General features: G+C 70.9%; 23 protein-coding genes and 1 pseudogene. 20 read left to right on the top strand and 4 right to left on the bottom strand.

Annotated features, from left to right (window positions below):
* Positions 1 to 145 precede the first annotated feature (145 nt).
* The 18 genes from AB0D49_RS04655 (at position 146) to AB0D49_RS04570 (ending at position 17,979) form a co-directional block, all read left to right on the top strand.
* Positions 146 to 1,813, top strand: coding sequence for a fumarate hydratase (locus tag AB0D49_RS04655; protein WP_362750585.1), 1,668 nt, complete (start codon positions 146 to 148; stop codon positions 1,811 to 1,813).
* A gap of 237 nt (positions 1,814 to 2,050) precedes the next feature.
* A complete protein-coding gene (locus tag AB0D49_RS04650) occupies positions 2,051 to 2,263 on the top strand; it encodes a hypothetical protein (protein ID WP_362750583.1) in 213 nt (70 codons plus the stop codon).
* Complete coding sequence (locus tag AB0D49_RS04645) at positions 2,247 to 2,765, top strand: DUF6879 family protein (RefSeq protein WP_362750581.1); 519 nt, start codon at positions 2,247 to 2,249, stop codon at positions 2,763 to 2,765. Before AB0D49_RS04650 ends, AB0D49_RS04645 begins: the two co-directional genes overlap by 17 nt.
* On the top strand, positions 2,762 to 3,595 hold the full coding sequence (locus tag AB0D49_RS04640; RefSeq protein ID WP_362750579.1) for a helix-turn-helix transcriptional regulator: 834 nt from the start codon (positions 2,762 to 2,764) through the stop codon (positions 3,593 to 3,595). The genes AB0D49_RS04645 and AB0D49_RS04640 overlap by 4 nt, the downstream gene beginning before the upstream one ends.
* A 98-nt stretch (positions 3,596 to 3,693) precedes the next feature.
* Entirely contained in the window at positions 3,694 to 3,918 is a 225-nt protein-coding gene (locus AB0D49_RS04635) for a DUF397 domain-containing protein (protein ID WP_362750577.1), read from the top strand.
* A gap of 66 nt (positions 3,919 to 3,984) precedes the next feature.
* Positions 3,985 to 4,455, top strand: a complete 471-nt coding sequence (locus tag AB0D49_RS04630) for a hypothetical protein (RefSeq protein WP_362750575.1) — start codon at positions 3,985 to 3,987, stop codon at positions 4,453 to 4,455.
* Between the two features lie 455 nt (positions 4,456 to 4,910).
* Positions 4,911 to 5,741, top strand: a complete 831-nt coding sequence (locus AB0D49_RS04625) for a helix-turn-helix transcriptional regulator (RefSeq protein ID WP_362750572.1) — start codon at positions 4,911 to 4,913, stop codon at positions 5,739 to 5,741.
* Positions 5,738 to 5,956 (top strand): DUF397 domain-containing protein, encoded by a 219-nt coding sequence (locus AB0D49_RS04620; protein WP_362750568.1) that lies wholly within the window; start codon positions 5,738 to 5,740, stop codon positions 5,954 to 5,956. The genes AB0D49_RS04625 and AB0D49_RS04620 overlap by 4 nt, the downstream gene beginning before the upstream one ends.
* Before the next feature lie 74 nt (positions 5,957 to 6,030).
* The gene (locus tag AB0D49_RS04615; RefSeq protein ID WP_362750565.1) at positions 6,031 to 7,203 is read left to right on the top strand and encodes an FAD-binding oxidoreductase; all 1,173 of its coding nucleotides are present in this window, start codon (positions 6,031 to 6,033) and stop codon (positions 7,201 to 7,203) included.
* Positions 7,190 to 7,516: a (2Fe-2S)-binding protein gene (locus AB0D49_RS04610; RefSeq protein WP_362750562.1), complete on the top strand. Its 327-nt coding sequence runs from the start codon at positions 7,190 to 7,192 to the stop codon at positions 7,514 to 7,516. Before AB0D49_RS04615 ends, AB0D49_RS04610 begins: the two co-directional genes overlap by 14 nt.
* On the top strand, positions 7,494 to 8,942 hold the full coding sequence (locus AB0D49_RS04605; protein WP_362750559.1) for an FAD-dependent oxidoreductase: 1,449 nt from the start codon (positions 7,494 to 7,496) through the stop codon (positions 8,940 to 8,942). The genes AB0D49_RS04610 and AB0D49_RS04605 overlap by 23 nt, the downstream gene beginning before the upstream one ends.
* Positions 8,939 to 9,832 carry a dihydrodipicolinate synthase family protein gene (locus AB0D49_RS04600; RefSeq protein WP_362750556.1) on the top strand — a complete coding sequence of 298 codons (894 nt, stop codon included), beginning with the start codon at positions 8,939 to 8,941 and terminating at the stop codon, positions 9,830 to 9,832. Before AB0D49_RS04605 ends, AB0D49_RS04600 begins: the two co-directional genes overlap by 4 nt.
* 14 nt (positions 9,833 to 9,846) lie before the next feature.
* Positions 9,847 to 10,848: a proline racemase family protein gene (locus tag AB0D49_RS04595; RefSeq protein ID WP_362750553.1), complete on the top strand. Its 1,002-nt coding sequence runs from the start codon at positions 9,847 to 9,849 to the stop codon at positions 10,846 to 10,848.
* Between the two features lie 28 nt (positions 10,849 to 10,876).
* On the top strand, positions 10,877 to 11,554 hold the full coding sequence (locus AB0D49_RS04590; RefSeq protein ID WP_362750550.1) for a GntR family transcriptional regulator: 678 nt from the start codon (positions 10,877 to 10,879) through the stop codon (positions 11,552 to 11,554).
* A gap of 182 nt (positions 11,555 to 11,736) precedes the next feature.
* Positions 11,737 to 13,146, top strand: coding sequence for a class II fumarate hydratase (locus AB0D49_RS04585; RefSeq protein ID WP_362750547.1), 1,410 nt, complete (start codon positions 11,737 to 11,739; stop codon positions 13,144 to 13,146).
* Positions 13,147 to 13,246: 100 nt separating this feature from the next.
* Positions 13,247 to 13,957, top strand: a complete 711-nt coding sequence (locus AB0D49_RS04580) for a DUF402 domain-containing protein (protein ID WP_362750544.1) — start codon at positions 13,247 to 13,249, stop codon at positions 13,955 to 13,957.
* Between the two features lie 317 nt (positions 13,958 to 14,274).
* Positions 14,275 to 16,401 carry a SpoIIE family protein phosphatase gene (locus AB0D49_RS04575; RefSeq protein WP_362750541.1) on the top strand — a complete coding sequence of 709 codons (2,127 nt, stop codon included), beginning with the start codon at positions 14,275 to 14,277 and terminating at the stop codon, positions 16,399 to 16,401.
* A 114-nt stretch (positions 16,402 to 16,515) separates the two neighbouring features.
* Positions 16,516 to 17,979, top strand: a complete 1,464-nt coding sequence (locus AB0D49_RS04570) for a catalase (RefSeq protein ID WP_362750538.1) — start codon at positions 16,516 to 16,518, stop codon at positions 17,977 to 17,979.
* A 201-nt stretch (positions 17,980 to 18,180) separates the two neighbouring features.
* Here AB0D49_RS04570 and AB0D49_RS04565 read toward each other — a convergent pair whose 3' ends face one another.
* The 4 genes from AB0D49_RS04565 to AB0D49_RS04550 form a co-directional block, all read right to left on the bottom strand.
* Positions 18,181 to 18,852: a twin-arginine translocation signal domain-containing protein gene (locus AB0D49_RS04565; protein ID WP_362750536.1), complete on the bottom strand. Its 672-nt coding sequence runs from the start codon at positions 18,850 to 18,852 to the stop codon at positions 18,181 to 18,183.
* On the bottom strand, positions 18,842 to 19,297 hold the full coding sequence (locus tag AB0D49_RS04560; RefSeq protein WP_362750533.1) for a hypothetical protein: 456 nt from the start codon (positions 19,295 to 19,297) through the stop codon (positions 18,842 to 18,844). Before AB0D49_RS04560 ends, AB0D49_RS04565 begins: the two co-directional genes overlap by 11 nt.
* 40 nt (positions 19,298 to 19,337) lie before the next feature.
* Positions 19,338 to 21,569, bottom strand: coding sequence for a glycoside hydrolase domain-containing protein (locus AB0D49_RS04555; RefSeq protein ID WP_362750530.1), 2,232 nt, complete (start codon positions 21,567 to 21,569; stop codon positions 19,338 to 19,340).
* Between the two features lie 207 nt (positions 21,570 to 21,776).
* Positions 21,777 to 24,083, bottom strand: a complete 2,307-nt coding sequence (locus AB0D49_RS04550) for a transglycosylase domain-containing protein (RefSeq protein ID WP_362750527.1) — start codon at positions 24,081 to 24,083, stop codon at positions 21,777 to 21,779.
* Positions 24,084 to 24,359: 276 nt separating this feature from the next.
* Between AB0D49_RS04550 and AB0D49_RS04545 the strand changes: the two genes are divergently transcribed.
* Together AB0D49_RS04545 and AB0D49_RS04540 are read left to right on the top strand one after the other, a co-directional pair.
* Positions 24,360 to 25,301, top strand: a complete 942-nt coding sequence (locus AB0D49_RS04545; protein WP_362750524.1) for an SPFH domain-containing protein — start codon at positions 24,360 to 24,362, stop codon at positions 25,299 to 25,301.
* Positions 25,298 to 25,525 (top strand): annotated as a pseudogene (locus AB0D49_RS04540) (hypothetical protein); the annotation flags it as partial. The gene AB0D49_RS04545 and the pseudogene AB0D49_RS04540, both read left to right, overlap by 4 nt.
* Between the last annotated feature and the right edge of the window lie 206 nt (positions 25,526 to 25,731).

The raw sequence follows: 25,731 nt of genomic DNA, 5'->3' as shown, positions 1-25,731 counted from the left end.
ACCCAAACACGATAGATCGCGACACCCCGCGCGGCCGGGAACTGAGTCCTACCTCACCGGCACGCTGTCGGTGGCGCGTCCTACCCTGGGGAACGCTGCCAATGGATGCCAGCCGCCGTCTGCCGTGAGTGAGGAATGGGCCGAGATGCCGGAGTTCGCGTACACCGATCTGCTCCCGATGGGAGAGGACACCACCCCGTACCGGCTGGTGACCGCCGAGGGTGTCTCCACCGTCGAGGCCGACGGGCGCACGTTCCTCAAGGTCGAGCCGGAGGCGCTGCGCAAGCTCGCCGAGGAGGCCATCCATGACATCCAGCACTATCTGCGCCCCGCGCACCTCGCCCAGCTCCGCCGGATCATCGACGACCCGCAGGCGTCGGCGAACGACAAGTTCGTCGCGCTGGACCTGCTGAAGAACGCGAACATCGCGGCGGCGGGCGTCCTGCCGATGTGCCAGGACACGGGCACGGCGATCGTGATGGGCAAGCGCGGCCAGAACGTGCTGACGGAGGGCGCCGACGAGCGCGCCCTGAGCCGGGGTGTGTACGACGCCTACACCCGCCTCAACCTGCGCTACTCCCAGATGGCGCCGCTGACCATGTGGGAGGAGAAGAACACCGGGTCGAACCTCCCGGCGCAGATCGAGCTGTACGCGACGGACGGCGGCGCGTACAAGTTCCTGTTCATGGCGAAGGGCGGCGGCTCCGCCAACAAGTCCTTCCTGTACCAGGAGACGAAGGCGGTCCTGAACGAAGCCTCCATGATGAAGTTCCTGGAGGAGAAGATCCGCTCGCTGGGCACGGCGGCCTGTCCCCCGTACCACCTGGCGATCGTGGTGGGTGGTACGTCGGCGGAGTACGCGCTGAAGACCGCGAAGTACGCCTCCGCGCATTATCTGGACGAGATCCCGGCGGAGGGCTCGCCGCTCGGGCACGGCTTCCGGGACAAGGACCTGGAGGAGAAGGTCTTCGAGCTGACGCAGCGGATCGGGATCGGGGCGCAGTTCGGCGGCAAGTACTTCTGCCATGACGTCCGGGTCGTACGCCTCCCCCGGCACGGCGCCTCCTGCCCGGTCGCCATCGCGGTGTCCTGCTCGGCGGACCGGCAGGCGGTCGCGAAGATCACGGCGGAGGGCGTCTTCCTGGAGCAGTTGGAGACGGACCCGGCGCGGTTCCTGCCGGAGACGACGGACGAGCATCTGGACGACTCCTCGGACGTGGTCCGTATCGACCTGCGCCATCCGATGGACGCGATCCTCGCCGAGCTGACCCGGTACCCGGTGAAGACCCGCCTGTCCCTGACCGGCCCGCTGGTGGTGGCCCGGGACATCGCCCACGCCAAGATCAAGGAGCGGCTGGACGCGGGTGAGGAGATGCCGCAGTACCTGAAGGACCACCCGGTGTACTACGCGGGCCCCGCGAAGACCCCCGAGGGCTATGCCTCGGGCTCCTTCGGCCCGACGACGGCCGGGCGGATGGACTCCTACGTGGAGCAGTTCCAGGCGGCGGGCGGCTCCAAGGTGATGCTGGCCAAGGGCAACCGCAGCAAGCAGGTCACCGACGCGTGCGGTACGCATGGCGGCTTCTACCTGGGCTCGATCGGCGGCCCGGCGGCCCGCCTCGCCCAGGACTGCATCAAGAAGGTGGAGGTCGTGGAGTACGAGGAGCTGGGCATGGAGGCGGTCTGGAGGATCGAGGTGGAGGACTTCCCGGCGTTCATCGTGGTGGACGACAAGGGCAACGACTTCTTCCAGGACCCGGCGCCTGCGCCTACGTTCACTTCGATTCCGGTACGGGGGGCGGGGTTGGGGTAGCGGTCGACGCCGGGACGGTCGCGCGTCGGCGCCTTCCGGCCGGTCAGAGCGCCCCCGTCGGCCCGAGGCCACGGGGGCGCTGGGCGCTGGGCGCTGGGCGCTGGGCGCTGGGCGCTGGGCGCTCCAAGATCATCTATTCGAGGACGGGAATACCTGCGTTTCGGCGTCGACTCGCCACGGGGTGCCCCACTACCTTCATCAACAGGGCTTGGAAGCACCCGAGTTGAAGGGTTCCTCATGACCGGCAAAGAAAGCCTCACGCGCCTGACGGGCAGGCTCTACGGACCGAACTGTGACGACGAGGACTGCCCCAACATCTACGCCACGCAGCGGAACACGTTCGTGGTCCAGGGGGACGCCTTCACGGGCTTTGCGGCGCCCGACGGCGAATGCCTTGTGGAGATCCCGGAGAACGTTCTGCGGGAGGCGTTTCGTGCTCTCGGATGGTGAATGGCAGGACGTCTTCGATTCCTACCAGTACGATGCGTGGCGCTTCGAGGCACAGCCCACATACACCATGCCTCGCGAGGCGGAGAACTTTGCCCGATTCCTACGGGGTGAGCCGAAACCCGCCGACCACAACGCGCGATGGCACGGCAGGGTCGAGGCGTTCCGCGCGGCGGGGAAGACCATCGGTCGTGTCCGCATCGTCCGCAAGCCACTGACGGACTATCAGCGGTACCAGCTCGCGTGGGGCATCCCGGGGAACATCGGCGCCGGTGAGGACATTCGGATTCTCGACATCACCGAGAACGACCATGGGCTTCCCGTGACCGGGCAGGACTGGTGGATGTTCGATGACGCCACCATCGTGCGCCTGAACTTCCGACCCGACGGAACTCTGATCGGACGCGAGCTGCTCAAGGGCGGGATCGAAGCCTTCCAGCACTGGAAGCAGGTTGCTCTCGCCGCGTCCGTACCGCTCCTGGAGTATGTGAAAGACGACGGGTGACATTCGATCCGGACCAGCCGGGGAAGCCGAAGGCGGAGCTGGCGGAGCTGCTGAGAGGGCTGCGCCAACGAGCCGGTCTCACCGGGGAGCGGCTCGCCAGGCGCTGCGCCATGAGCCAGAGCAAGATCTCGAAGATCGAGACCGGGCGTACGACTCCGTCCCTTGTCGACGTCGAGCAGATCTTGCGGGCGGTGGACGCACCCCCCGAACTCGTCAGCGAAGCGCTGGCGCTTGCCCGCATCGCCCACACGGAATGGCAGGGCAAGCGTTCCTCCTGGCGCCGGGGTATTGAGAAACGACAGACCGAGCTGGCAACGCTCGAACGTGAAGCACGTCAACTGCGCTACTTTCTGCCAGCGATGATCACGGGATTGCTCGCCACACCCGAGTATGTTCGCGCCAGCCTCACCCAAACTCCCGGTGACATCTCCAAGATCGTCGCCCGCAAGCTAGAACGTCAGGCAGTTCTTTACGACGACTCGAAGTCGTTCACGTTCATCCTCACCGAGCAGGCCGTGAAATGGTCGATCGTCCCCGCAGCTGCCATGGCTGTGCAGATCGACCGTCTGATTTCCTTGTCTCATCTCCCCGCTGTGCGTATCGGAGTGATCCCTCTCGGGACGTACATTCCCCGTGGCCCGATGAACACTTTCACGGTCTATGACGATCGCCTGGCGACGGTGGAGACTTTCACGGGGAGAATTGTGTTCCAGGACTTCCGCGACATCACTCAGCATCTTGAACTGTTCGGCGCCTACGAAAACAGCGCGCTGTTTGGAGATGGCGCGAGAAGCCGACTGCAAGAGTGGATACGCGTCTACCGTCCGTGATCTGTCCGGCATGCCGAGGCCCGCCTCCAGGACTTCCGTCTAATTCAGACGGAAGACGGCTCTCCCGGAGCCGTCAGTGCATCACGAAGGGCACGGTCATGACCGACCTCTACCGGCTCCCCCTTGAGGGAGTCGCGTTCTCCAAGGCGTGCGGCGGCAATACCCATCCGGACGGCGAGAGCTGCGTGACGCTCGCCAGGATCGGGCCCGGCGCCTGGGCCCTGGGCGACAGCAAGCGCCCGGACGCCGAGCCGCTGCGCTTCACCACGGCGGAGCTGGACGCGGCGGGGATCGACCCCGCGCGCTTCGACCTCTCCGCCTGATCCACGGCCCCGCTCCGGAACACGTTCGGGCGGGGCCGTTCCCCCACAGCGAGCGGAGCGGCGGCAGTGCACCACCACGGGTACGCATGGGTCGGGGACAAGAAGACGTTCGACCGGGAGAGCCTCCGCAGGCCCCCCGGTCCGGCCCCCGCCGACAGCAGCGATCACGAACTCCGCGACCGGTACCGGGAAGCCGTCGCCTCTTTCCCCACCTCCGGCATTCCCCCGCTCCAGACGGCCCACTGGCTGATGAAGCAGCCGTCCGTACTGCGGGGGACATGGACGGAGCCGAAGGAGGCCGGCGAGTGGCTCGGCCTCCAGCTCGCCGAACTGGCACCCCGGTTCGCCTGTTCGGCGGAGCGGGACACGCACCGGCTCGTCCTTCTCGTCACGTACGCGGTCGCGCGGCTGGCCTGGGGCGGGGACGTGTCCCTCGGGCACTATCTGAAGGGCACCCACTTCCACTCCATCGCCCTCGTGACCTGCTCCCCCAACCGCGCCACCACCGAACTAGCCTGCCCCGGGCGGCCCTTCTAAGGATCGGCAGCGCGGGCAGCGGCACGGGGGCCAGTGGAGGGGGTCGATCACGGCGACGCCGGGGCCCGGCCGGTAGGTCCATGGCGGGGTACGGGCGATCCGCTCGCCGTCCGGGCGGATGGTGAACGTCTCGATCGTCAGCCGGGACTTGCCCGGAAGCGGAGGCGTACCGGCCTTCACCGCGAGGCCCCACAGCGGCACCGTACGGAGTAGACGGCGCCCGCCCTGCGCTTGCCCGTGCCGGGCATCAACAAGCCCAGCGTCAACGCAACGACCCTATGGATAATGCTCACTGTCGTCAGCTCCTCTGCATGGCTGATGGCCACGCCCCCGGACGTTTGCCCGTCGCGGGGGTCTTGCGTTCCCCTCATCAGCTTCGTTGCGTAGGGATACGCTCACCAGGGGTGACGACTGGACAGCGCCAACTGTCCAGAGGAGAAACGGAGGCAGAGGCCATGACCCCTGAGACGGACGGCGCGGACTTCACCGATCCGACGTCGTCGGCGCTCGCTCACTTCGGGAACGAGGTACGGCTCGCCCGGGAGTCGATGGGCATGTCCCGCGCGGACTTCGGCAAGGAGGCGACCTGCGGGTACTCCCTCGTGGCCAAGGTCGAACAGGGACAGCGGGTGCCGCCGAGGGAGTTCGCGGAGGCGTGCGACCGGGTCTTCCCGAACGCGGGTGGACGGTTCATGCGGCTGTGGCCGCTCGCGCTCAAGTACGCCTTTCCGCCCTGGTTCCGGCCGTACGTCGAACTTGAGGAGAAGGCCACGGCGATTCGGATGTTCCATCCCGTTCTGCTGCCGGGCCTGGCCCAGACAGAGGAGTACGCAAGGGCCATTCTGCGGGCCGGTCGGTGCACGGACTTGGACAATCTCCTGACGGCCCGCCTGGCGCGGCAACGCATCCTTTCCCGGGACAAGCCGACCCGGTTGTGGCTCGTGCTGGAAGAAGCTGTGCTCAAGAACGTGGTCGGCGGTCCAGATGTCATGCGAGAACAGCTGGCGCGCCTTCGAGGCATCGCGGAGAACCCCGTGCACCGAGTGCAGATCATCCGGAACACCGGTCAGTACCGAGCATCGGCAGCGAGCCCGTTCGGGCTTCTCTCCTTCGCCACGGGGACCGACGTCGTGCATGTCGACGGATTCCCCACGGGGTATGTGCTGGCCGAACAGGCCGATGTGGGTGCCGCACAGGAAGCCTATGATCTGCTCACAGCGCTGGCCGCTCCGCCTGACGAATCGGCAGAGCTGATCGATTCCGTTGCGAAGGACTGGTACTCGTGATCCACGCCCACATCCCGGAAGCGGACTGGCGGAGTTCCACCTACAGCCAGGGCAACGGCGGCGAGTGCGTGCAGTGGGCGTCGGCATACGCCCATGCGCACCAAGTCGTGCCCGTGCGCGACAGCAAGATCTCCGACGGTCCCACACTCGCCTTCCCGGCAGCCCCCTGGTCCTCCTTCATAGCCGCCCTCAAGGGCAACCACCTCTCCGACTGACACCCCGGCCCCCGCACCGATTTCCCCGCGTCCACCCCATTCCCACCCCCAGTACTGTGTGACATATTACTGCCATGCCCAAGCAGATGACCTGCGACGTCGTCGTCGTGGGGGCCGGGATGGTAGGGGCCGCCTGTGCGTACTACGCCGGGCTGGCCGGGATGGATGTCGTCGTGCTCGACCGGGGGGCCGTCTCCGGGGGGACCACCGGCGGTGGGGAGGGGAATCTCCTCGTCTCCGACAAGGAACCCGGGCCCGAGCTGGAACTCGCCCTGCTGTCACTCCGCCTGTGGGGCGAGATCGCGGACGAGTTCGGCGCGGCCGTCGAGTACGAGGCCAAGGGCGGGATCGTCGTCGCCGAGACACCCGACGCGCTCGCCGCGCTCGACGCCTTCGCGGCGCGGCAGCGGGCCTCCGGGGTCAGCGCGCTGAGCGTCGACCCCGAGCGGCTGCGCGAGCTGGAGCCCCACCTCACCCTCGACGCCCTCGGCGGCGTGCTGTATCCGCAGGACGCCCAGGTCATGCCCGCCCTCGCCGCCGCCCACCTGCTCCGCGCCTCCGGGGCGCGCGTCGAGACCGGACGGACGGTCAGCAAGGTGTTGCGGCGGGCCGACGGGAGCGTGTACGGCGTACGGACCGGCGAGCAGGGTGACATCCACGCGCCGTTCGTCGTCAACGCCGCCGGTACCTGGGGCGGCCAGGTCGCCGCGCTCGCCGGGGTCCATCTCCCCGTACTGCCCCGCCGCGGCTTCGTCCTGGTCACCGAACCGCTCCCCCCGCGCCGCGTCCGGCACAAGGTGTACGCCGCCGACTATGTCGCCGATGTCGCCAGTGACTCCGCCGCCCTCCAGACCTCGCCCGTCGTCGAGAGCACCGCCGCCGGGCCCGTACTGATCGGCGCCAGCCGGGAACGGGTCGGCTTCGACCGGCGGCTGTCCCTGCCCGTCGTGCGGGCCCTCGCCGCCGGGGCGACCCGGCTGTTCCCGTTCCTCGCGGACGTGCGGGTCATGCGGACGTACGCCGGGTTCCGGCCCTATCTGCCCGATCATCTGCCCGCCGTCGGCGCCGACCCCCGCGCCCCGGGGCTGTTCCACGCCTGTGGGCACGAAGGCGCGGGCATCGGGCTCGCCCCCGGCACCGGGCACCTCATCGCCCAACTGATGTGCGGGCAGCCCCCGTCGCTCGATCCGCACGCCCTGCGACCCGACCGCTTCCCGGAGGAGGCCGTGACCGATGACCGCCCCTGACTCCCCGCTCGCGCTCACCCACGCCCACCCCGGCGCCCCCTTCACCGTCACCTTCGACGGACGGCGGCTGCCCGCGCTGCCCGGTCAGACCGTCGCCGCCGTGCTCTGGTCCGCCGGGATCGTCTCCTGGCGCACCACCCGCGGCGACGGCGCCCCGCGCGGGGTCTTCTGCGGCATCGGGGTCTGCTACGACTGCCTCGTCACCGTCGACGGCCGGCCCAACCAGCGTGCCTGTCTCCTCCCCGCCACCCCCGGCGCCGCCATCCGCACCCAGGAAGGGACCGGCCACGATGACGACCGAACCGGCGACTGACCTCACGGTGATCGGCGCCGGGCCCGCCGGACTCGCCGCCGCCCTGGCCGCCACCGCCCGGGGCGTCCACGTCACCCTCGTCGACTCCGCGCCCGGCGCCGGAGGGCAGTTCTACCGGCAGCCCGCGCCCGCCCTCGGCGCCCGCCGCCCCCAGGCGCTCCACCACCAGTGGCGGACCTGGGAGCGGCTGCGGGACGGGCTGCGGGACAGAATTCAGGACGGGCGGATCGTCCAGCTGAGCGAGCATCATGTGTGGGCCGTCGAACGCCGTCCCGGAGGGGGCTTCACCGTCCATTCCCTGCTCGGGAGCGGGCAGGACACCGGCTCCTCCCACTCCGCCCGAGCCGTACTGCTCGCCACCGGCGGGTACGAGAAGGTGCTCCCCTTCCCCGGCTGGACCCTGCCGGGGGTCGTCACCGCCGGGGGCGCCCAGGCCATGCTGAAGGGCGGGCTGGTCCTGCCCGGCCGTACCGTCGTCGTCGCCGGGACCGGGCCCCTGCTGCTGCCCGTCGCCACCGGGCTCGCCGCCGCCGGGGCCCGGATCGCCGCGCTCGTGGAATCCGCCGGTCCGCGCGACCTCGTACCCCATCTGGCCGCGTTCGTCCCCAAGGCGCCCGAGGCGCTCGGGTACGCGGCGGCCCTCCTGCGCCACCGGGTGCCCGTGCTGGCACCGCACACCGTCGTCGCCGCCCACGGCCGTGAACGGGTCGACGCCGTGACCGTCCGCTCGCTCGCCACCGGCGCCACCCGCCGTATCCCCTGCGACACCCTCGCCGTCAGCCACGGCATGTTGCCGCACACCGATCTCGCCGAGGCGCTCGGGTGCGCGCTCGACGGGGCCTTCGTCCGCGTGGACGACGAGCAGCGCACCGACGTGCCGGGCGTCTGGGCCGCCGGTGAGGCCACCGGCATCGGCGGCGCCGCCCTCGCGCTCGCCGAGGGGCATCTCGCGGGCCGGTCCGTCGCCGCCCGGCTCGGCCACCAGGAGCCCGGCGACTCCCCCGAGCCCGGCGACCTCCGCGCACCCGTCCGCGCCCGGCACCGCGCGCGCCGCACCGCCGCCGCCCTCGAACGGGCCTACGCGCCACGCCCCGACTGGCCGGACCATGTCCCCGACGACACCGTGATCTGCCGGTGCGAGGAGGTCACCGCCGGGGACGTCCGCGAGGCCGTCGACACCCTCGGCGCCCGCGACCTGCGGACCGTCAAGCTGCTCACCCGGGCCGGGATGGGCTGGTGCCAGGGCCGGATCTGCGCCCCCGGCGTCGCCGGGATCGCCGGGTGCGCGCAAGGCCCCGGCCGCCGCCTCCTCGCCCGCCCGGTCCCCCTCGGCGTCCTCGCCACCCAACCGCCCACCGACCCGACCGATCCGGCCGACCCCACCGATCCAACCCACCCGGACCCGACCCCCAGGAGTACGTCATGACCGCCCGCCTCCCCTGGCACGGAGTGCTCGTCGCCGCCGCCCTCCCCCTCACCCCCGATCTCGCCGTCGACCACGGCAGATTCGCCGAGCACTGCGCCTGGCTGGTCGAGAACGGCTGTGACGGCGTCGTCGCCAACGGCTCCCTCGGCGAGTACCAGGTGCTGACCCCCGAGGAGCGCGCCAAGGTCGTCGAGACCGCCGTCGCGGCGATCGGCGGCGACCGGGTCGTACCCGGCGTCGGCGCCTACGGGGCGGCCGAGGCCCGCCGCTGGGCCGAGCAGGCCCGGGACGCGGGCTGCCAGGCCGTGATGCTGCTGCCGCCCAACTCCTACCGCGCCGACGAGCGTTCCGTGCTCGCCCACTACGCCGAGGTCGCGCAGGCGGGTCTGCCGGTGGTGGCGTACAACAACCCCATCGACACCAAGGTGGACCTGGTGCCGGAACTGCTGGCCAAGCTGTCGGCCGAGGGGTACGTACGGGCGGTCAAGGAGTTCACCGGGGACGTCCGGCGGGCGTACCGGCTCGCCGAACTCGCCCCGGAGCTGGATCTGCTGGCCGGTGCCGACGATGTGCTGCTGGAGCTGGGCATCGGGGGCGCCAAGGGCTGGATCGCCGGGTATCCCAACGCGCTGCCGGAGGCGTCCGTGCGGCTGTACCGGGCGGCGGTCGCCGGGGACCTGGACACCGCCAGGGAGCTGTACCGCGTGCTGCACCCGCTGCTGCGCTGGGACACCAAGGTCGAGTTCGTGCAGGCCATCAAGTTGTCGATGGACATCGTGGGCCGGTACGGCGGCCCGTGCCGTCCGCCCCGGATGCCGCTGCTGCCGGAGCAGGCGGCGGCGGTGCGCACGGCCACCGAGCAGGCGGTCGCCGCCGGGCTGACGGCGTAGGGGGCGGGGCCGCGATGCGCAGCAGACTCGTCCTGCACGCCGTCGACTCGCACACCGAGGGGATGCCGACCCGGGTGGTCACCGGCGGTATCGGCACGATCCCCGGCGCGACCATGAACGAGCGGCGGCTGTACTTCCGTGAGCACCGCGACGACATCAAGCGGCTGCTGATGAACGAGCCGCGCGGACACACCGCGATGAGCGGCGCGATCCTCCAGCCGCCGACCCGCCCGGACTGCGACTGGGGGGTCGTGTACATCGAGGTCTCCGGGTATCTGCCGATGTGCGGACACGGCACCATCGGGGTGGCGACCGTACTGGTGGAGACCGGGATGGTGGAGGTCACCGAGCCGGTCACCACCATCCGGCTCGACACCCCGGCCGGGCTGGTCGTCGCCGAGGTGGCCGTCGAGGACGGCCGCGCCCGGCATGTCAGCCTGCGGAACGTGCCGTCGTTCGCCGTCGCCCTGGACCGCGTCGCCACCCTCGCCGACGGCCGGACGGTGACGTACGACCTGGCCTACGGCGGGAACTTCTACGCGATCCTGCCGCTGGCCGAGTTCGGGCTGCCGTTCGACCGGGACCGCAAGGACGACATCCTGGCGGCGGGGCTGTCCCTGATGGACGCCATCAACGCGGACGAGGAGCCGGTGCACCCCGAGGACCCCTCCATCCACGGCGTCCATCATGTCCAGCTCCTCGCGCCCGGCTCCACCGCCCGCCGCTCCCGGCACGCCATGGCCATCCACCCGGGCTGGTTCGACCGCTCCCCCTGCGGCACCGGCACCAGCGCCCGGATGGCACAGCTGCACGCGCGCGGCGAGCTGCCGCTGCACACCGAGTTCGAGAACGAGTCGTTCATCGGCACCCGGTTCACCGGGCGGCTGCTCGGCACCACCGAGGTGGCCGGACGCCCGGCGGTGCTGCCCAGCTTCACCGGCCGGGCCTGGATCACCGGCACGGCCCAGTATCTGCTGGACCCGGACGACCCGTTCCCGGCCGGGTTCGTACTCTGAACCCGACCCCTTCGAGGAGCGATGCCGCATGACCCCACAGCCCCCGCAGCCCCCGCCCCTGCCCGCGCTGGGCGGCCCCCGGGCCAGCTACCGCGAGCGGGTCGCCGAGGCGCTGCGGGCCGCGCTGATCGCCGGGGAGCTGCGGCCGGGCGCGGTCTACTCGGCGCCCGCGCTGTCCGCCCGGTTCGGGGTGTCGGTCACCCCGGTCCGGGAGGCGCTGCTCGACCTGGCCAAGGAGGGGCTGGTCGACCCGGTGCCGAACAAGGGGTTCCGGGTGACGGCGGTGTCCGGCCGCCAGCTCGACGAGTACACCCGGGTCCGGGCGCTGATCGAGATCCCGACCACCGTCGAACTGGCGGCGACCGCCGACCCGGCGGCGCTGGCGGCGCTGCGCCCGGTCGCCGAGGAGATCGTGACCGCCGCGGCGGCCGGTGATCTGATCGCCTATGTCGAGGCGGACACCCGCTTCCATCTGGAGCTGCTCGCCCTCGCGGGCAACGCGCACCTGGTGGAGGTGGTCCGGGACCTGCGCGGCCGGGCCCGGCTGTACGGGCTGACCCGGCTGGTCGAGGAGGGCAGACTTCAGGCGTCCGCCGAGGAGCACCTGGAACTGCTGGACGCCCTCCTCGCCCGCGACGAGGACGCCGTACGGGCGGTCATGACCCGGCATCTGGGGCATGTACGGGGGCTGTGGGCCGGACCCTGACGAGGGGGGCGACCCTGGCTCCGGCACCCCCGGACAGGGACCCTGACAGACGGGAACCCTGACGAGCGGCCCAGCCCCCGGCGCCCCTGACCGGGAGCCGCGCTCCCCCACGGGGAATACGCCTCCGGAGCCACGCGCTCACCCGTGCGGGGCCGACACGCACTCCTGGAGGTATGAGCACGATGACCAGCACCACCGGCGGCGACGAGCAGGGCTACCGGGTCGAGCACGACTCGATGGGCGAGGTGCGGGTGCCCGCGGACGCGAAGTGGCGGGCGCAGACCCAGCGGGCCGTGGAGAACTTCCCCGTCTCGGGGCAGCGCATCGAGCGGGCGCACATCGAGGCACTGGCCCGCGTCAAGGGGGCCGCGGCGAAGGTGAACGCCCGGCTGGGGGTGGTGGACGAGGACATCGCGGAGGCGATCCAGGACGCGGCCGGTGAGGTCGCCGAGGGCCGGTGGGACGCGCACTTCCCGGTCGACGTGTTCCAGACCGGCTCGGGCACCTCGTCCAACATGAACACCAACGAGGTCATCGCCACCCTGGCGAGCGAGCGGCTGGGCCGGGACGTCCATCCCAACGACCATGTCAACGCCTCCCAGTCCTCCAACGACGTCTTCCCGTCCTCGATCCACATCGCGGCGACCGCCGCCGTGACCCGCGACCTGATCCCGGCGCTGGAGCACCTGGCCGCCGCGCTGGAGCGCAAGGCGGCGGAGTTCGCGGACGTGGTGAAGTCCGGCCGGACCCACCTCATGGACGCCACCCCGGTCACCCTGGGCCAGGAGTTCGCCGGGTACGCGGCCCAGGTCCGCTACGGCGTGGAGCGGCTCACCGCGTCCCTGCCCCGGCTCGCGGAACTCCCGCTCGGCGGTACCGCCGTCGGCACCGGCATCAACACCCCGCCCGGCTTCTCGGCGGCGGTGATCGAGGAGGTCGCGCGGGCCACCGGGCTGCCGCTGACCGAGGCCCGCGACCACTTCGAGGCGCAGGGCGCCCGGGACGGGATCGTGGAGACCAGCGGCCAGCTGCGGACCATCGCGGTCGGACTGACGAAGATCGCCAACGATCTGCGCTGGATGGCGTCCGGGCCCCGCACCGGCCTCGCCGAGATCGCGCTGCCCGACCTCCAGCCGGGCTCCTCGATCATGCCGGGCAAGGTCAACCCGGTGATCCCGGAGGCCGTGCTGATGGTGTCCGCGCAGGTGATCGGGAACGACCTGACCGTCACCACGGCGGGCGCGGCCGGCAACTTCGAGCTGAATGTGATGCTGCCGGTCATCGCCAGGAACGTCCTGGAGTCGATCCGGCTGCTCGCCAACGTCTCCCGGCTGCTCGCCGACCGCACGGTCGACGGCATCACCGCGCACCGCGAGCGGGCCCGCGAGTACGCCGAGTCGTCCCCGTCGGTGGTCACCCCGCTGAACCGGTACCTCGGCTACGAGGAGGCCGCGAAGGTCGCCAAGAAGGCGCTCGCCGAGCGCAAGACCATCCGGCAGGTGGTGCTGGAGGGCGGCTATGTGGAGCGCGGCGACCTGACCGAGCGGCAGCTTGACGAGGCGCTCGACGTGCTGCGCATGACCCGCCCCTGAGGCCCGTGGCAGGCCGCCGGGAAGACCCCGCCGTCCGACCGTCGGGTGAACCGTGACCATCACTGCGGCGTGTCCTGCCGCCGCCACCTACTATCTGCCCATGGCGGACGACGAGGGAACGGCGGCGGACACGACGGTGACAGCGGCGACGGCACCCCGCCCGGTCGCCCACTGGACGCCCGGCAGCCCCATCCTGTGGCGCTACCGGGAGAACGGCGGGCCGGGCTTCCACATCGCCCGTCCGGTCACCGTGGTCCAGGACGACGCCGATCTGCTGGCCGTGTGGCTGGCGCCGGGCACGGAGTGCGTCAAGCCGGTGCTGGCCGACGGCACGCCCGTGCACGCGGAACCGCTGGACTCCCGCTACACCAAGCCCCGCGCGGTCGTCCGGGACCACTGGTTCGGCACCGGGGTGCTGAAGCTGGCCCGGCCGGGCGATGCCTGGTCGGTCTGGCTGTTCTGGGAGCCGGGCTGGCGGTTCAAGAACTGGTACGTCAATCTGGAGGAGCCGCTGTCCCGTTGGGACGGCGGAGTCGACTCCGAGGATCACTTTCTGGACATCTCCGTCCACCCGGACCGGTCCTGGCACTGGCGCGACGAGGACGAGTTCGCGCAGGCCCAGCGGGACGGTCTGGTGGACACGGCGCTGGCCGGACGGGTGCGGACGGCGGGCCGGGCCGCGATCGAGCTGATCACGGCCTGGGGTCCGCCGTTCGCCGATGACTGGCAGCACTGGCGCCCTGACCCGGCCTGGGGGGTACCGTCATTGCCGGACGACTGGGACCGTACGCCCGCGCATGTGTCCTCATGAGACCCTTGATGCGCCCCCGGGCAAGAAACGTAGGATCGTCCTCCGCCAGGAAGCGCGTGCGGCAACTGCCGGAGTGTGCACGGAGTCTGACCAGATGTCACCGAGGGGCGGCAGGACGTGAGCGAGCGGTACGAGGGCATCGGGCGTGCGGGCCGCGAGCGGTCGGCCAACAGCACGGGAACAGCCTCTGACCACGCGGAGATTCCGTTCCTGGGGCCTGTGTTCCGGGTATCGGGACTTCTGCGGGACGAACACGCGCGGCACGCCCGCCCCCGGCGAGCGCGGCGCACGGCCCCCGACGGACGGATGCGACACGCGTGACGGAGAACCCCACCTCCTATGAACGCCCCCAGCCGGGCGTCGACCCCGTGGACCCCCGCGGGGCGCTTCTGCACACCCCGACGCCCGGCCCGACGCCCGGTCCGACGCCCGGTCCGACGCCCGGCCCGGGTGAGCCGCCGCGTGCGGCGCAGCCCCCGGTCGGGGAGAGCGCGCAGGGCCTGTCGGCGGGGCCGCAGGGCGGGGCGGACACCGAGCACTCCCAGCCGTCCGCCGATGTGGCGCCCCCGGCCCGGGAGAAGCCCGGCGACGGCGACCACCCCGGCGAGGACGGAGACCCGCGGCGGCGCCCGGCGCCGGACGGCATCCCGGTGCAGCCGGACGCCACCGCCCGGACCACCGGCCCGGAGCGGCGCAGCGGCACGGGCGGCACCCTGCCGGGCGGCAAGCCGACCCCGATGCGGCGCGACGGGGACCGGCTGCGGTTCGTGGGCGCGGCCACCCGGCGGATCGCCCGGGGCATGGACCTGGACGAGATCGTGATGGGGCTGTGCCGGGCGACCGTGCCGACGTTCGCGGACGCGATCCTGGTGTATCTGCGCGACCCGCTGCCGGTCGGCGACGAACGGCCGACGGGACCGGTGGTGCTGCGGCTGCGGCGCACCGACCGCATCCCGGAGGAGCGAGACACGGACGGTGGTTTCCTGCCCGCCCAGACCCCGGAGCCCAGCGAGCTGTCCGCGGTCACCGCCGAGCTGTGCGAGGTACGGCCGGGCGGGGCGCTCGCCGAGGTGCTGCGCGGGGTGCGTCCGGTGTTCGCGGACGCCGCGGCGGCCCGTGCCGCCCTGCCCGAGCTGCTCGGCGACGACGCCGAACTCGTCGTCCCCGCGGGTCAGCGGGCGATCCTGGCGCCGCTCAGGGGGCGCCGCCGGGTGATCGGGGCGGCGGTGTTCCTGCGCGGCCCGGAGCGGCTCGCGTTCGATCCGGACGATCTGCTGGTCGCCGCCCAGCTCGCCACGCACAGCGCCCTCGGCATCGACAAGGCGGTGCTGTACGGCCGTGAGGCGTACATCGCGGACGAGCTCCAGCGCACGATGCTCCCGGAGACCCTGCCCCGCCCCACCGGCGTCCGGCTGGCCTCCCGCTATCTCCCGGCCGCCGAGACGGCCCGGGTCGGCGGCGACTGGTACGACGCCATCCCGCTGCCCGGCAGCCGGGTCGCGCTGGTCGTCGGGGACGTCATGGGGCACTCGATGACCTCGGCGGCCATCATGGGCCAGCTCCGCACCACCGCCCAGACCCTGGCCGGACTCGATCTGCCGCCCCAGGAAGTCCTGCACCACCTGGACGAACAGGCCCAGCGCCTGGGCACCGACCGCATGGCGACCTGTCTGTACGCGGTCTACGACCCGGTCTCGCATCGCATCACCATCGCGAACGCCGGGCACCCGCCGCCCGTGCTGCTGCACCTCGGCGGCCGGGCGGAGGTGCTGCGCGTGCCCGCGGGCGCCCCGATCGGGGTCGGCGGAGTGGACTTCGAGGCGGTCGAGCTGGACGCGCCCGCCGGGGCCACACTCCTGCTGTACACCGACGGCCTGGTCGAGTCCCGGCTGCGGGACGTCTGGACCGGTATAAACCAGCTGCGCGACCGGCTCGCCGCCACCGCCCAGCTCACCGGACCCGACCATCCGCCGCCCCTGGAAGCGCTCTGCGACGAGGTGCTCGACATGCTCGGTCCGGGCGACCGGGACGACGACATCGCGCTGCTCGCCGCCCGCTTCGACGGGATTCCCCCGAACGACGTGGCGTACTGGTTCCTGGAACCCGAGGACGCGGCGCCCGGCAAGGCGCGCAAGCTGGCCCGCCGCGCCCTGGACCGCTGGGGCCTCCAGGACCTCTCGGACTCGGTGGAGCTGCTGGTCAGCGAGGTCGTGACGAACGCCGTACGGTACGCGTCCCGGCCGGTGACGCTACGGCTGCTCCGTACCGATGTGCTGCGCTGCGAGGTCGGTGACGATGTGCCCCAGCTGCCCCGGCTGCGGCAGGCACGTGCCACCGACGAGGGCGGACGCGGACTGTATCTGGTCAACCGGCTGGCCCGGCGCTGGGGCGCGACCCGGCTGAGCACGGGCAAGGTCGTGTGGTTCGAGCTGAACCAGACCTAGAGACCATATAGGTCTGGTTCTGGAATGGGTCCAGAAGTTGCCGATGTACCGGTGACGGAGTTCAGTGGATGGGGTGAGCGAGGCGACCTGACGACCTCATGAAGGAGGACGCTCATGACGCAGACGCCCCCGCGCGTGCCGTACACCACGAACAATGCCGGAATCCCGGTGGAGAGCGACGAGCATTCGCTGACCATCGGCGACACCGGGCCCATTCTGCTCCAGGACCACTATCTGATCGAGAAGATGGCCCAGTTCAACCGGGAACGGGTCCCCGAGCGGGTGGTCCACGCCAAGGGTTCGGGTGCGTACGGCACCTTCGAAGTGACCAACGACGTCAGCCAGTTCACCAAGGCGGATCTCTTCCAGCCCGGTCGGCGCACCGAGATGCTGGCCCGTTTCTCCACCGTCGCCGGTGAACAGGGCTCCCCCGACACCTGGCGCGACCCGCGCGGTTTCGCGCTGAAGTTCTACACCGAGCACGGCAACTACGACCTGGTCGGCAACAACACCCCGGTGTTCTTCGTCCGGGACCCGCAGAAGTTCCAGGACTTCATCCGTTCGCAGAAGCGGCGCCCGGACAGCGGGCTGCGCGACAACGACATGCAGTGGGACTTCTGGACCCTGTCCCCCGAGTCCGCGCACATGGTCACCTGGCTGATGGGCGACCGGGGCATCCCGAAGACGTACCGGAACATGAACGGCTACTCGTCCCACACCTATCTCTGGGTCAACGGCGGCGGCGAGCGGTTCTGGATCAAGTACCACCTGAAGACCGACCAGGGCATCGAGTTCCTCACCCAGGCCGACGCCGACCGGCTGGCCGGGGAGGACGCGGATGTGCACCGCCGGGACCTGTTCGACGCGATCGACCGTGGCGACGCCCCGTCCTGGACGATGTATGTGCAGGTCATGCCGTTCGCGGACGCGCCGGACTACCGGTTCAACCCGTTCGATCTGACCAAGGTGTGGCCGCACGGCGACTATCCGCTGATCGAGGTCGGCCGGATGCGGCTGGACCGCAACCCGGAGGACTACTTCGTCCATATCGAGCAGGCCGCCTTCGAGCCGTCGAACCTGGTGCCGGGCATCGGGCCGTCGCCGGACAAGATGCTGCTGGGGCGGCTCTTCTCGTACCCGGACACCCACCGGTACCGGATCGGGCCCAACTACGCGCAGCTTCCCCCCAACCGGGCCCACTCCGACGTCCGCTCCTACGCCAAGGACGGGCCGATGCGGTATGAGCCGGCCCGTACGGGGGCGCCGTACGCGCCCAACTCGTACGGGGGTCCGGCCGCGGATGTCGAGCGGTTCGGGGACATCGCCGGGTGGTACGCGGCGGGGGAGATGGTGCGGGAGGCTTACGCGCTGCACGCGGAGGACGACGACTTCGGGCAGGCGGGGACGATGGTGCGGGAGGTTTTGGACCAGGGTGCGCGGGATCGACTGGCGTCGAACGTCACGGGGCATCTGGGGGGCGGGGTGTCTCGGCCGGTGCTGGAGCGGGCGCTTCAGTATTGGCGGAACGTGGACAAGGGGTTGGGGGATCGGATCGCCGGGGCGTTCAACGGCGGGTGACTTTTTGGGAGCCGATCGCCGTAGGGCTTGATGCCGGTGGTGGGGCGCGGGTGGTGTGTGGCTGGTCGCGCAGTTCCCCGCGCCCCTTAGGGGGCTTGATGCCGGTGGGAGGGCGCGGGTTGTGTGTGGCTGGTCGCGCAGTTCCTCCCCCAGAGGGGGTACCCCCAGCGCCCCTGAGGGGGTTGTCGTGAGCCGGGATTTCTAGGAGCCGGCGCCCTTGCCCGGGGTCTGGTTCCAGGTGCGGAGTTTTTCGGCTGTGGTGGGGATCTGGGGGTCCGTGGGGGGTGTCTTGAGGTAGAAGAGGGACTCGTCGGGGTGGGGGTCGTCGCCGCCCCAGGCCAGGACTCCGTCGCAGTCGGCGAGGATCGCGCGGACCGTGGTGAGCTGGTGCGGGAAGTAGCCGCCGCGGGTGCCGGACGGGTAGTGGCCGGGGCGGATCTGGACGGCCGTGCCGGATGCCTGGTTGGACTCGGGCAGGCCCTTGCGGACCTTCGTCGGGGGGCGCCAGCCGATGACGTCACCGGCGCGCAGTTCGTCGATCTCGTAGTGGAAGCGGCGGATCGCGTGGACGAGGATCGTCTCGGCGTCGCCCATGCGGACCTGGACGCCGGGGACGGGCGTGCCGGGGACGGGTCTGGTGTAGATGTGGCCGTGGTCGTCGGCGGTGCGTTCCATCTCCCAGCCGTTGGTGGACGGAGTGCCGGTCAGTTGGCGCCGGTTGCGTTCCTGGGCGGCGCGGACGGCGGCGCGGAGCTTGCCGGGGTCGGTGGCCGCCTGGGCGGGGGTGGAGAGCAGGGGGGACCCCAGGGCCACTGCGGCGGCCACGAGGGCTGTGCGCCGCAGTACGCCGCGGCGGGACAGTTCACTGGTCACGGGACGGTGTCCTTCGGTGGTGGGCGAGGGCGAGTCCGGTCAGGGCCAGCGCGCCGAGCGCGAGCACGGCCAGGGCCGGATCGAGATAGGAGGGGACGACGGTGTCGACGGTCGTCCCGTCGGCGGTCCGGCATCCGAAGCGCAGGGGCATAAAGCCCGGGTCGTAGCCGGTGAGGCGGTCGCCGACCGCGTCCCGGCATGACTGGGCCTGTCCGTAGTCGTCGGTGAGCAGCAGGTGCAGCAGGCCCCAGACGTAGAGGGCGACCGCGGCGTCCCAGACGAGCAGGGCGGCGCCGGTCCAGACGGGGGGACCGTCCGGCCGCCGGGCGCGCAGCAGGCGCTTGACGCCCTGGACGGTGAGGATCAGCACCGCGGCGCATCCGGCCAGCAGCAGGAGCAGCAGCAGTGTGCCGTCATGACCGGCGTAGGGCTCGTCTCCCGACATGTGGGGCTCCCTGTGCGTGGACGTGCGTCGGTGGGGCGCGTCAGTAGTTGCGTGAGATGGAGTTGTACTTCTCCATGACGTAGTACAGCCCCATCCGCTTCTTGGCCTCGGTGAACGCGGGCTCGCCCGGTCCCTGGTAGCGCCGCAGCACCTCGTAGATCTCGGTGTCCGTGTAGTCGAGGCTGGGGGCGCGCAGGGCCGGGGAGTCGTCGTCGCCGCCGGGCTTGCCGTCGATGTCCCAGCGGTGGATGAGGGCGACGCTGGTGAGGGCGTACCGCTCATTGTCGTACGCCTGCTTCCAGGCGTTGTACTTGTCCTCGTCGACGGCGGTGTTGCGGCGGGGCTGGTCGGTGCCGTAGCCGCGGTCCAGGGCGTGGTTGTGGGCGCCGATGAGGGTGAGCGCGCGCTGTTTGGCGATGCCGGTGGAGGTGTCGCGGATGTACTGCCCGGTGGTGTTGAAGGCGGCGATGACGGCGAGCCAGGCGGCCTCGTCGTCGGGGGCGATGTGCCGCATCTCCCAGTAGGCGGTGGTCTGGATGAGGGCCTTGCGCATGGAGTGCCGCTGGGACAGTTCGGTGATCAGGTCGTCGTGGGCGGTGACGGTCCGCTCGAAGCACTTCCAGTGCTGGTAGCTGCGGACGCCGCCGTCCAGCGGGAAGCCGAGGGACTCCATGTACTTGCCGACGTCGATCTGCATGGCGGTCATGACGTCGGGGTGCAGCCGGGTGTCCGCCTTGACGGCGCGCGGCGGGTCGAAGGAGCCCTGGCCGGTGTCGCGTCCGGAGGCGATGTTGACATCGATGTTGATGGCGCCCGCGCCGGTGCCGACGGTCTTGGTGACGATCTGGTCGTAGGCCCAGTTCGCGGGCAGTGGGTAGCCGAAGTTCCCGGAGAAGCCGGAGGACATGTCGGAGACGAAGGACGCGGAGGCGTGTCCGGCGGCGGAGACCCGGGTGCAGACGTTGCGGGGGCCGTACACACCGGCGGTGTAGCGGTTGCCGTCGTCGCGCAGGGCGTCCTCGATGCCCTTGAAGTGCGGGAGAACGTTGTCAGTGACCTCGTAGTCGTAGGCGTCGAAGTCGACCGCGAAGAAGATCCGGGTGCCGGCCTTGAAGCCGTGGTCGAGGGCGGCGTTGACGGCGGCCTGTCCGGCGGCCCGGCCCAGCGGGTAGCTGAAGTCCCCGGCGCCCCGGCCGAAGGTCTGGTAGATGGGGAAGCAGCGCATCCCCTGGGCGGCGATGGTCTGGAGCTCGCCGGGCTGGATGGTCTTCTCGGGGACCGCGCCGCCGCCGGGTACCGGGTTGGTGAGATAGCGGCCGACGATGGTGATGCCCTCGGCCTTGAGCGCGGCGGCCCGGTCCGGGGTGACCCGGGTGACACCGTCGCAGGCGCCGCCCTTGCGGGTCTGGTCGCCGTAGGAGACCAGCAGGGACGCCCAGGTGGAGTAGTCGCCCTGGCCGGTCGCGGGGAGCATCACGAAGGACTGGAAGGCGCGGACCTCGGTGGCGACGGCGGCGGTGAAGGTGCTGGAGAACGCCACCGGCCGCTGGTTGAGCAGCATCCCGGCGGTGAACAGCTGCACCCAGGTGCCGGACGAGCCGACGGTGAGGGTGTTGGCCTTCAGTCCGGCCTGGGTGCCGGGGCCGAAGTTGCCGTTGGCGGTGCCGTCGGCCATGCCGATCGTGTACTGGACGGCGTACAGCATGGCGGTGGCGACCGTGCGGGAGTGGTGGCCGTCGCAGGGGACGACGAAGAAGTCCCGGCGGTGGATGAAGGAGCCGTTCATCCACTGCTGGACGGCCCGGATCTGCGCGGAGCCGTTGTTGACGGTGATGTACGGGTCCATGGTGAGCAGGCCCTTGAAGACCTTCGGGACGACACCGTCGCCGGGGAAGGCGGCGGCGACGCCCATGTCCTGCTTGAGCTTGAGGGTCGACGCCTGCACCCGGGCGTTGAACACTCCGTCGATCTCACCGCCGTCGTAGCCCTTGCAGTACAGGCCGGACTGGACGATCCGGACGATGTTCTGCGGGACGGCGCTCCCGGAGCCGATGGTCGGGTACTTGGTCTGGAGGGTGGAGAGGGTGGTGGGGCCGAAGCTGTCGGACAGGGCCGTGATGCCCAGCTCGTACTGGAGGGCCCGGGTCAGGGCGTACATCACGGTCCAGCTGGTCTCACCGTTCTCGGTGAGCCGGGATATCCCGAGTTTCGCGCCGTTGTCGTAGGTGGTGTTGATGAACGTCTGCGCTCTGCGCACCATCTCGTCGGCCATGGATGTGGCGCTCCTTCATGGGGAGTTGCACAAGCGACGGCCCCGCCAGTGGGCGGGGCCGGGTCAGCGACAAGATCACCATAGGCATGGGCCGTTCGGCTGAGGAAAGGGCGGCCGTGAGAGTGGCCGAAAGTCTTCCCTGTGACGGTCCGGTGCGGTGCGGTTGAGGGCGGGTATGGGGGTGTTGGGCCGGGCTGGACGTGTTCGCTACTGCTGACCTGGGTTGTCCGGTTCGACCGGTGGCTCGGGAGTGGTGCTGGTCGGCGGGCCGGTGGTCGGGGTCTGCGTCGGCTCCCCGGTGGTGGGTTCCCCGGTGGGTTCCTCGGTGGTCGGCGGCTGGGTCGTCGGCTCCCGCGTGGTCGGCTCCTCGGTGGGCTCCTCGGTGGTGGGCTCCTCGGTGGGCGCCTGGGTCGTGGGCTCCTGGGTCTCGCTGGGCGTCCAGGACGGCTCCACGGCCGCGCCCTGGTCGGTCTCCAGGTCGAACTTCTTCGCCTCGTCGGTCGCGCCGAAGGTGTACTGGGCCCAGATCCGCGCCGGGAGGCCACCGCCGTTGACCCGGCCCTTTCCGGGCAGGGTGCCGGTGGCTCCGGCCATGTTGACCTGCTCGCCGGACTCGGCGTCCTCGCCGAACAGCCCCACCGACGTCACCAGGTCCGGGGTGTAGCCGGTGAACCAGGCCGAGCGGCCGAAGTCGGAGGTACCGGTCTTGCCGGCCACCTGGCGGCCGTCGCGCTCGGGGTTGTCCCGGACCGAGGTGCGGGCGGTGCCGTCGTCGACCACACCGGTGAGCACCGAGGTGACCGTGTCCGCGGTCTCCCGGCTGATCACCTGGTCGCCGATCGGGTCGGGCAGGTCCACCACGGTGTCCTTGTGCTCCACCGAGGCGAGGATCGACGGGGTGACCTTCTTGCCGTGGTTGTCGAGCGTGGCGTAGATCCCGGCCATCTCCAGCGGGCTGGCGCCCATCGACCCCAGGGTCTGCGCGGGCACCGCCTCCATGCCCTCGGTGTCCATCCCGAGCAGCCCGGCGACCTCCATCACCCGCTCCATGCCGACATCCACGCCCATCTGCGCGAACACCGAGTTGATGGACTTGTTCATGGCGGCCTGCACGGTGACGTCGCCGTAGTCCACGTCGTCCTCGTTGGGCGGGTTGAAGCCGACCTTCTCGCCGTCGGCCATCACCTCGCGTCTGCTGTCGCCGCCGTAGACGGTGTCCGCGGTGATCGGATCGCCGTCCTGGGTCTCGGCGCCGCCCTCCACGGCCGCGGCCAGGATGACCGGCTTGAAGGTGGACGCGGCCTGGTAGTCCCGCCGGGTGGCGTTGTTGCGGTAGTGCTTGACGTAGTCGGCGCCGCCGTACATCGCCACGACCTTGCCGGTCTTGGGGTCGACGGAGACCGCGCCGGGCTGGATGTCGCCGTCGACCGGGCGCTTCTCGGCGTCCAGCTTGCTGATCAGCTGGTCCTCGGCGGCCTGCTCCAGCTGGTTCTGGCGCTTCTTGTCGATGTTCAGGGTGAGGGTCCAGCCGCCGCGCTTGACGATCGCGAGGGCGTCGTCCTCGTTCTCCGCCGCGCCCTGGGCGACGAGTTGCCGGGCCAGCTCGTCGTTGGCCGCGTCCACCAGATAGCCGGTCTGGCCCTGGAGTCCGGGGTTGCCCTGCTGCTCCTCGGGGACCGGGAACTCCATGCCCCGGCGGTCGGCGGCGTCCAGCCAGCCTTCCTCGACCATGTTGTCGAGGACGTAGTTCCAGCGCGCCCGCACGAGTTCCTTGGTGCTCTCCGAGGCCACCGTCCAGTTGTACTGGTTGGGCGCCTGGAGCAGCGCGGCGAGGTAGGCGCCCTGCTCCACGGTGAGCTGGTCGGCGTCGATCCGGTAGTACGCCTGGGCGGCGGCCTGGATGCCGTAGGCGTCACGGCCGTAGAAGCTGGTGTTGATGTACCCGGCGAGGATGTCGTCCTTGGAGGTCTCGCGGTCGACCTTCAGGGAGATCACCAGCTCCTTGAGCTTGCGGGTGATCGTCTGTTCCTGGGTCAGGTAGTAGTTCTTGACGTACTGCTGGGTGATGGTCGAGCCGCCCTGGGTGCCCTTGCCGGTCAGGGTGTTGAACAGCCCTCGGGCGGTGCCCTTGAGGTCGACTCCGGCGTCGTCGTAGAAGGTCTTGTTCTCGGCGGCGACAAAGGTGCGCTGGACGTCCTTGGGGACCTGGGCGAGGTCCACGATCTCCCGGTTGACCTCGCCCCGGCGGGTCAGGACCGAGCCGTCGCTGTACTGGTAGACGTTGCTCTGCTCCTCGGCGAACGCGTTCCCCTCGGGTATGTCGATCACCATGTAGAGCACGATGAACGCGCCGATGCCCAGCAGACAGAAGCCGAGGAACGTACCGAGGAGCTTCTTCCAGGTGAGGAACCGGCGTATGCCCGTCCTGCCACCGCCCCGGGACGAACGGCCGTTGCCCGCCGCACGGCGGCGACCGCCGCGCTGACGCGCTCGTCTCTCTTCCGCTCGTCCCATGTGTCCGCCTGCTCCGCTTCGTTCTCGTCTGTCACATCCGTGTCGTCTCGGGCCGGGTCAGAAGCTAACACCGTCGTCTGTGACGAAGTGCGTACGATCCGGCCTTTTACGGACGTGACAATCCGCACGTGTCCTGACCTGGCTCACTGAATCCGACGAACGAAGGGGGGTGGGGGTTGTCGTGGCGGGGTAAAGTGATATCACTTAGCTAGACATTAGCTAGCGGACCGCCGAGGGTCGGTGGTCCGGTCGAAGTACGAGAAACGGGGACCGCCCATGTCGTCGTCCAGTCACCCCTCCACCCCTGTCGCCGATGTCCCGGAGATGCCCGAGCCACGGGTGCGGGAGTTCGCGGCACACAGCATCGGCGGTGGACTCGCCCTGCTCCTCGGCCTGATCGGGCTGCTCGGCGGGGTGGGCATGGCCATCTCCGCGACCGCGGTCACGGCCACCGGAGGCAAGGCGGCGCTGATCGTCGGCGGGGTGCTCATCGCCTTCGCCGCGTTCCTCGCCATGTGCGGACTGAACATGGTGGCGCCGGGCGAGGCCCGGGTCGTCCAGCTCTTCGGCCGCTACCGGGGCACGATCCGCCAGGACGGACTGCGCTGGGTGAATCCGCTCACATCCCGTACGAAGATCTCGACCCGGGTGCGCAACCACGAGACGGCCGTCCTGAAGGTGAACGACGCCTACGGCAACCCGATCGAACTGGCCGCGGTCGTGGTGTGGCGGGTCGAGGACACCGCGCAGGCCACCTTCGAGGTCGACGACTACATCGAGTTCGTCTCCACCCAGACCGAGGCCGCCGTCCGGCACATCGCCATCGAGTACCCGTACGACGCCCATGAGGAGGACGGGCTGTCGTTGCGCGGCAACGCCGAGGAGATCACCGAGAAGCTGGCCGTCGAACTGCACGCCCGGGTCGAGGCGGCCGGGGTGCAGATCATCGAGTCCCGCTTCACCCACCTCGCCTACGCGCCCGAGATCGCCTCGGCGATGCTCCAGCGGCAGCAGGCGGGCGCGGTGGTCGCGGCCCGGCGGCAGATCGTGGACGGGGCGGTCGGCATGGTCGAGGCGGCGCTCGCCCGGATCGCCGAGCAGGACATCGTGGAGCTGGACGCGGAGCGCAAGGCGGCGATGGTGTCCAACCTGATGGTGGTGCTGTGCGGCGACCGCTCCGCGCAGCCGGTCCTCAACACCGGGACGCTCTACCAGTGACGGGCCCGTCCGGGGAGACCGGCCCCGAGCGCCGGGCGCGGCGACAGCGCAAGCAGGTGCTGCTGCGACTGGACCCGGCGGTGTACGACGCGCTGGCCCGCTGGGCGTCCGACGAACTGCGCTCGGCCAACGCGCAGATCGAGTTCCTGCTGCGCCGCGCGCTGGCGGAGACGGGCCGACTGCCGGGAGACGCGGGCCCGATCCCCCGCCGGGGCCGCCCGCCGGGCACCTCCGGCGGGGGGGCGGGGGGTTCCGGCAGGGGGGTGGCGGGGCCGCCCGGGGGGTCGGCGGGGCCGACCGGCGGGACAGCGGCGGGCTCCCCCGGCGGAACGGCGGCATCGCCCGGCGGAACGGCGGCATCCCCCGGCGGGACAGCGGCGGGCTCCCCCGGCGGGACGACGGCGGGCTCCCCCGGCGGATCGGCGGCATC

It is taken from the genome of Streptomyces sp. NPDC048290 (assembly GCF_040652095.1).
In the GTDB taxonomy this organism is placed as follows: domain Bacteria; phylum Actinomycetota; class Actinomycetes; order Streptomycetales; family Streptomycetaceae; genus Streptomyces.
This window is presented reverse-complemented; position numbering and strand designations above follow the sequence as displayed.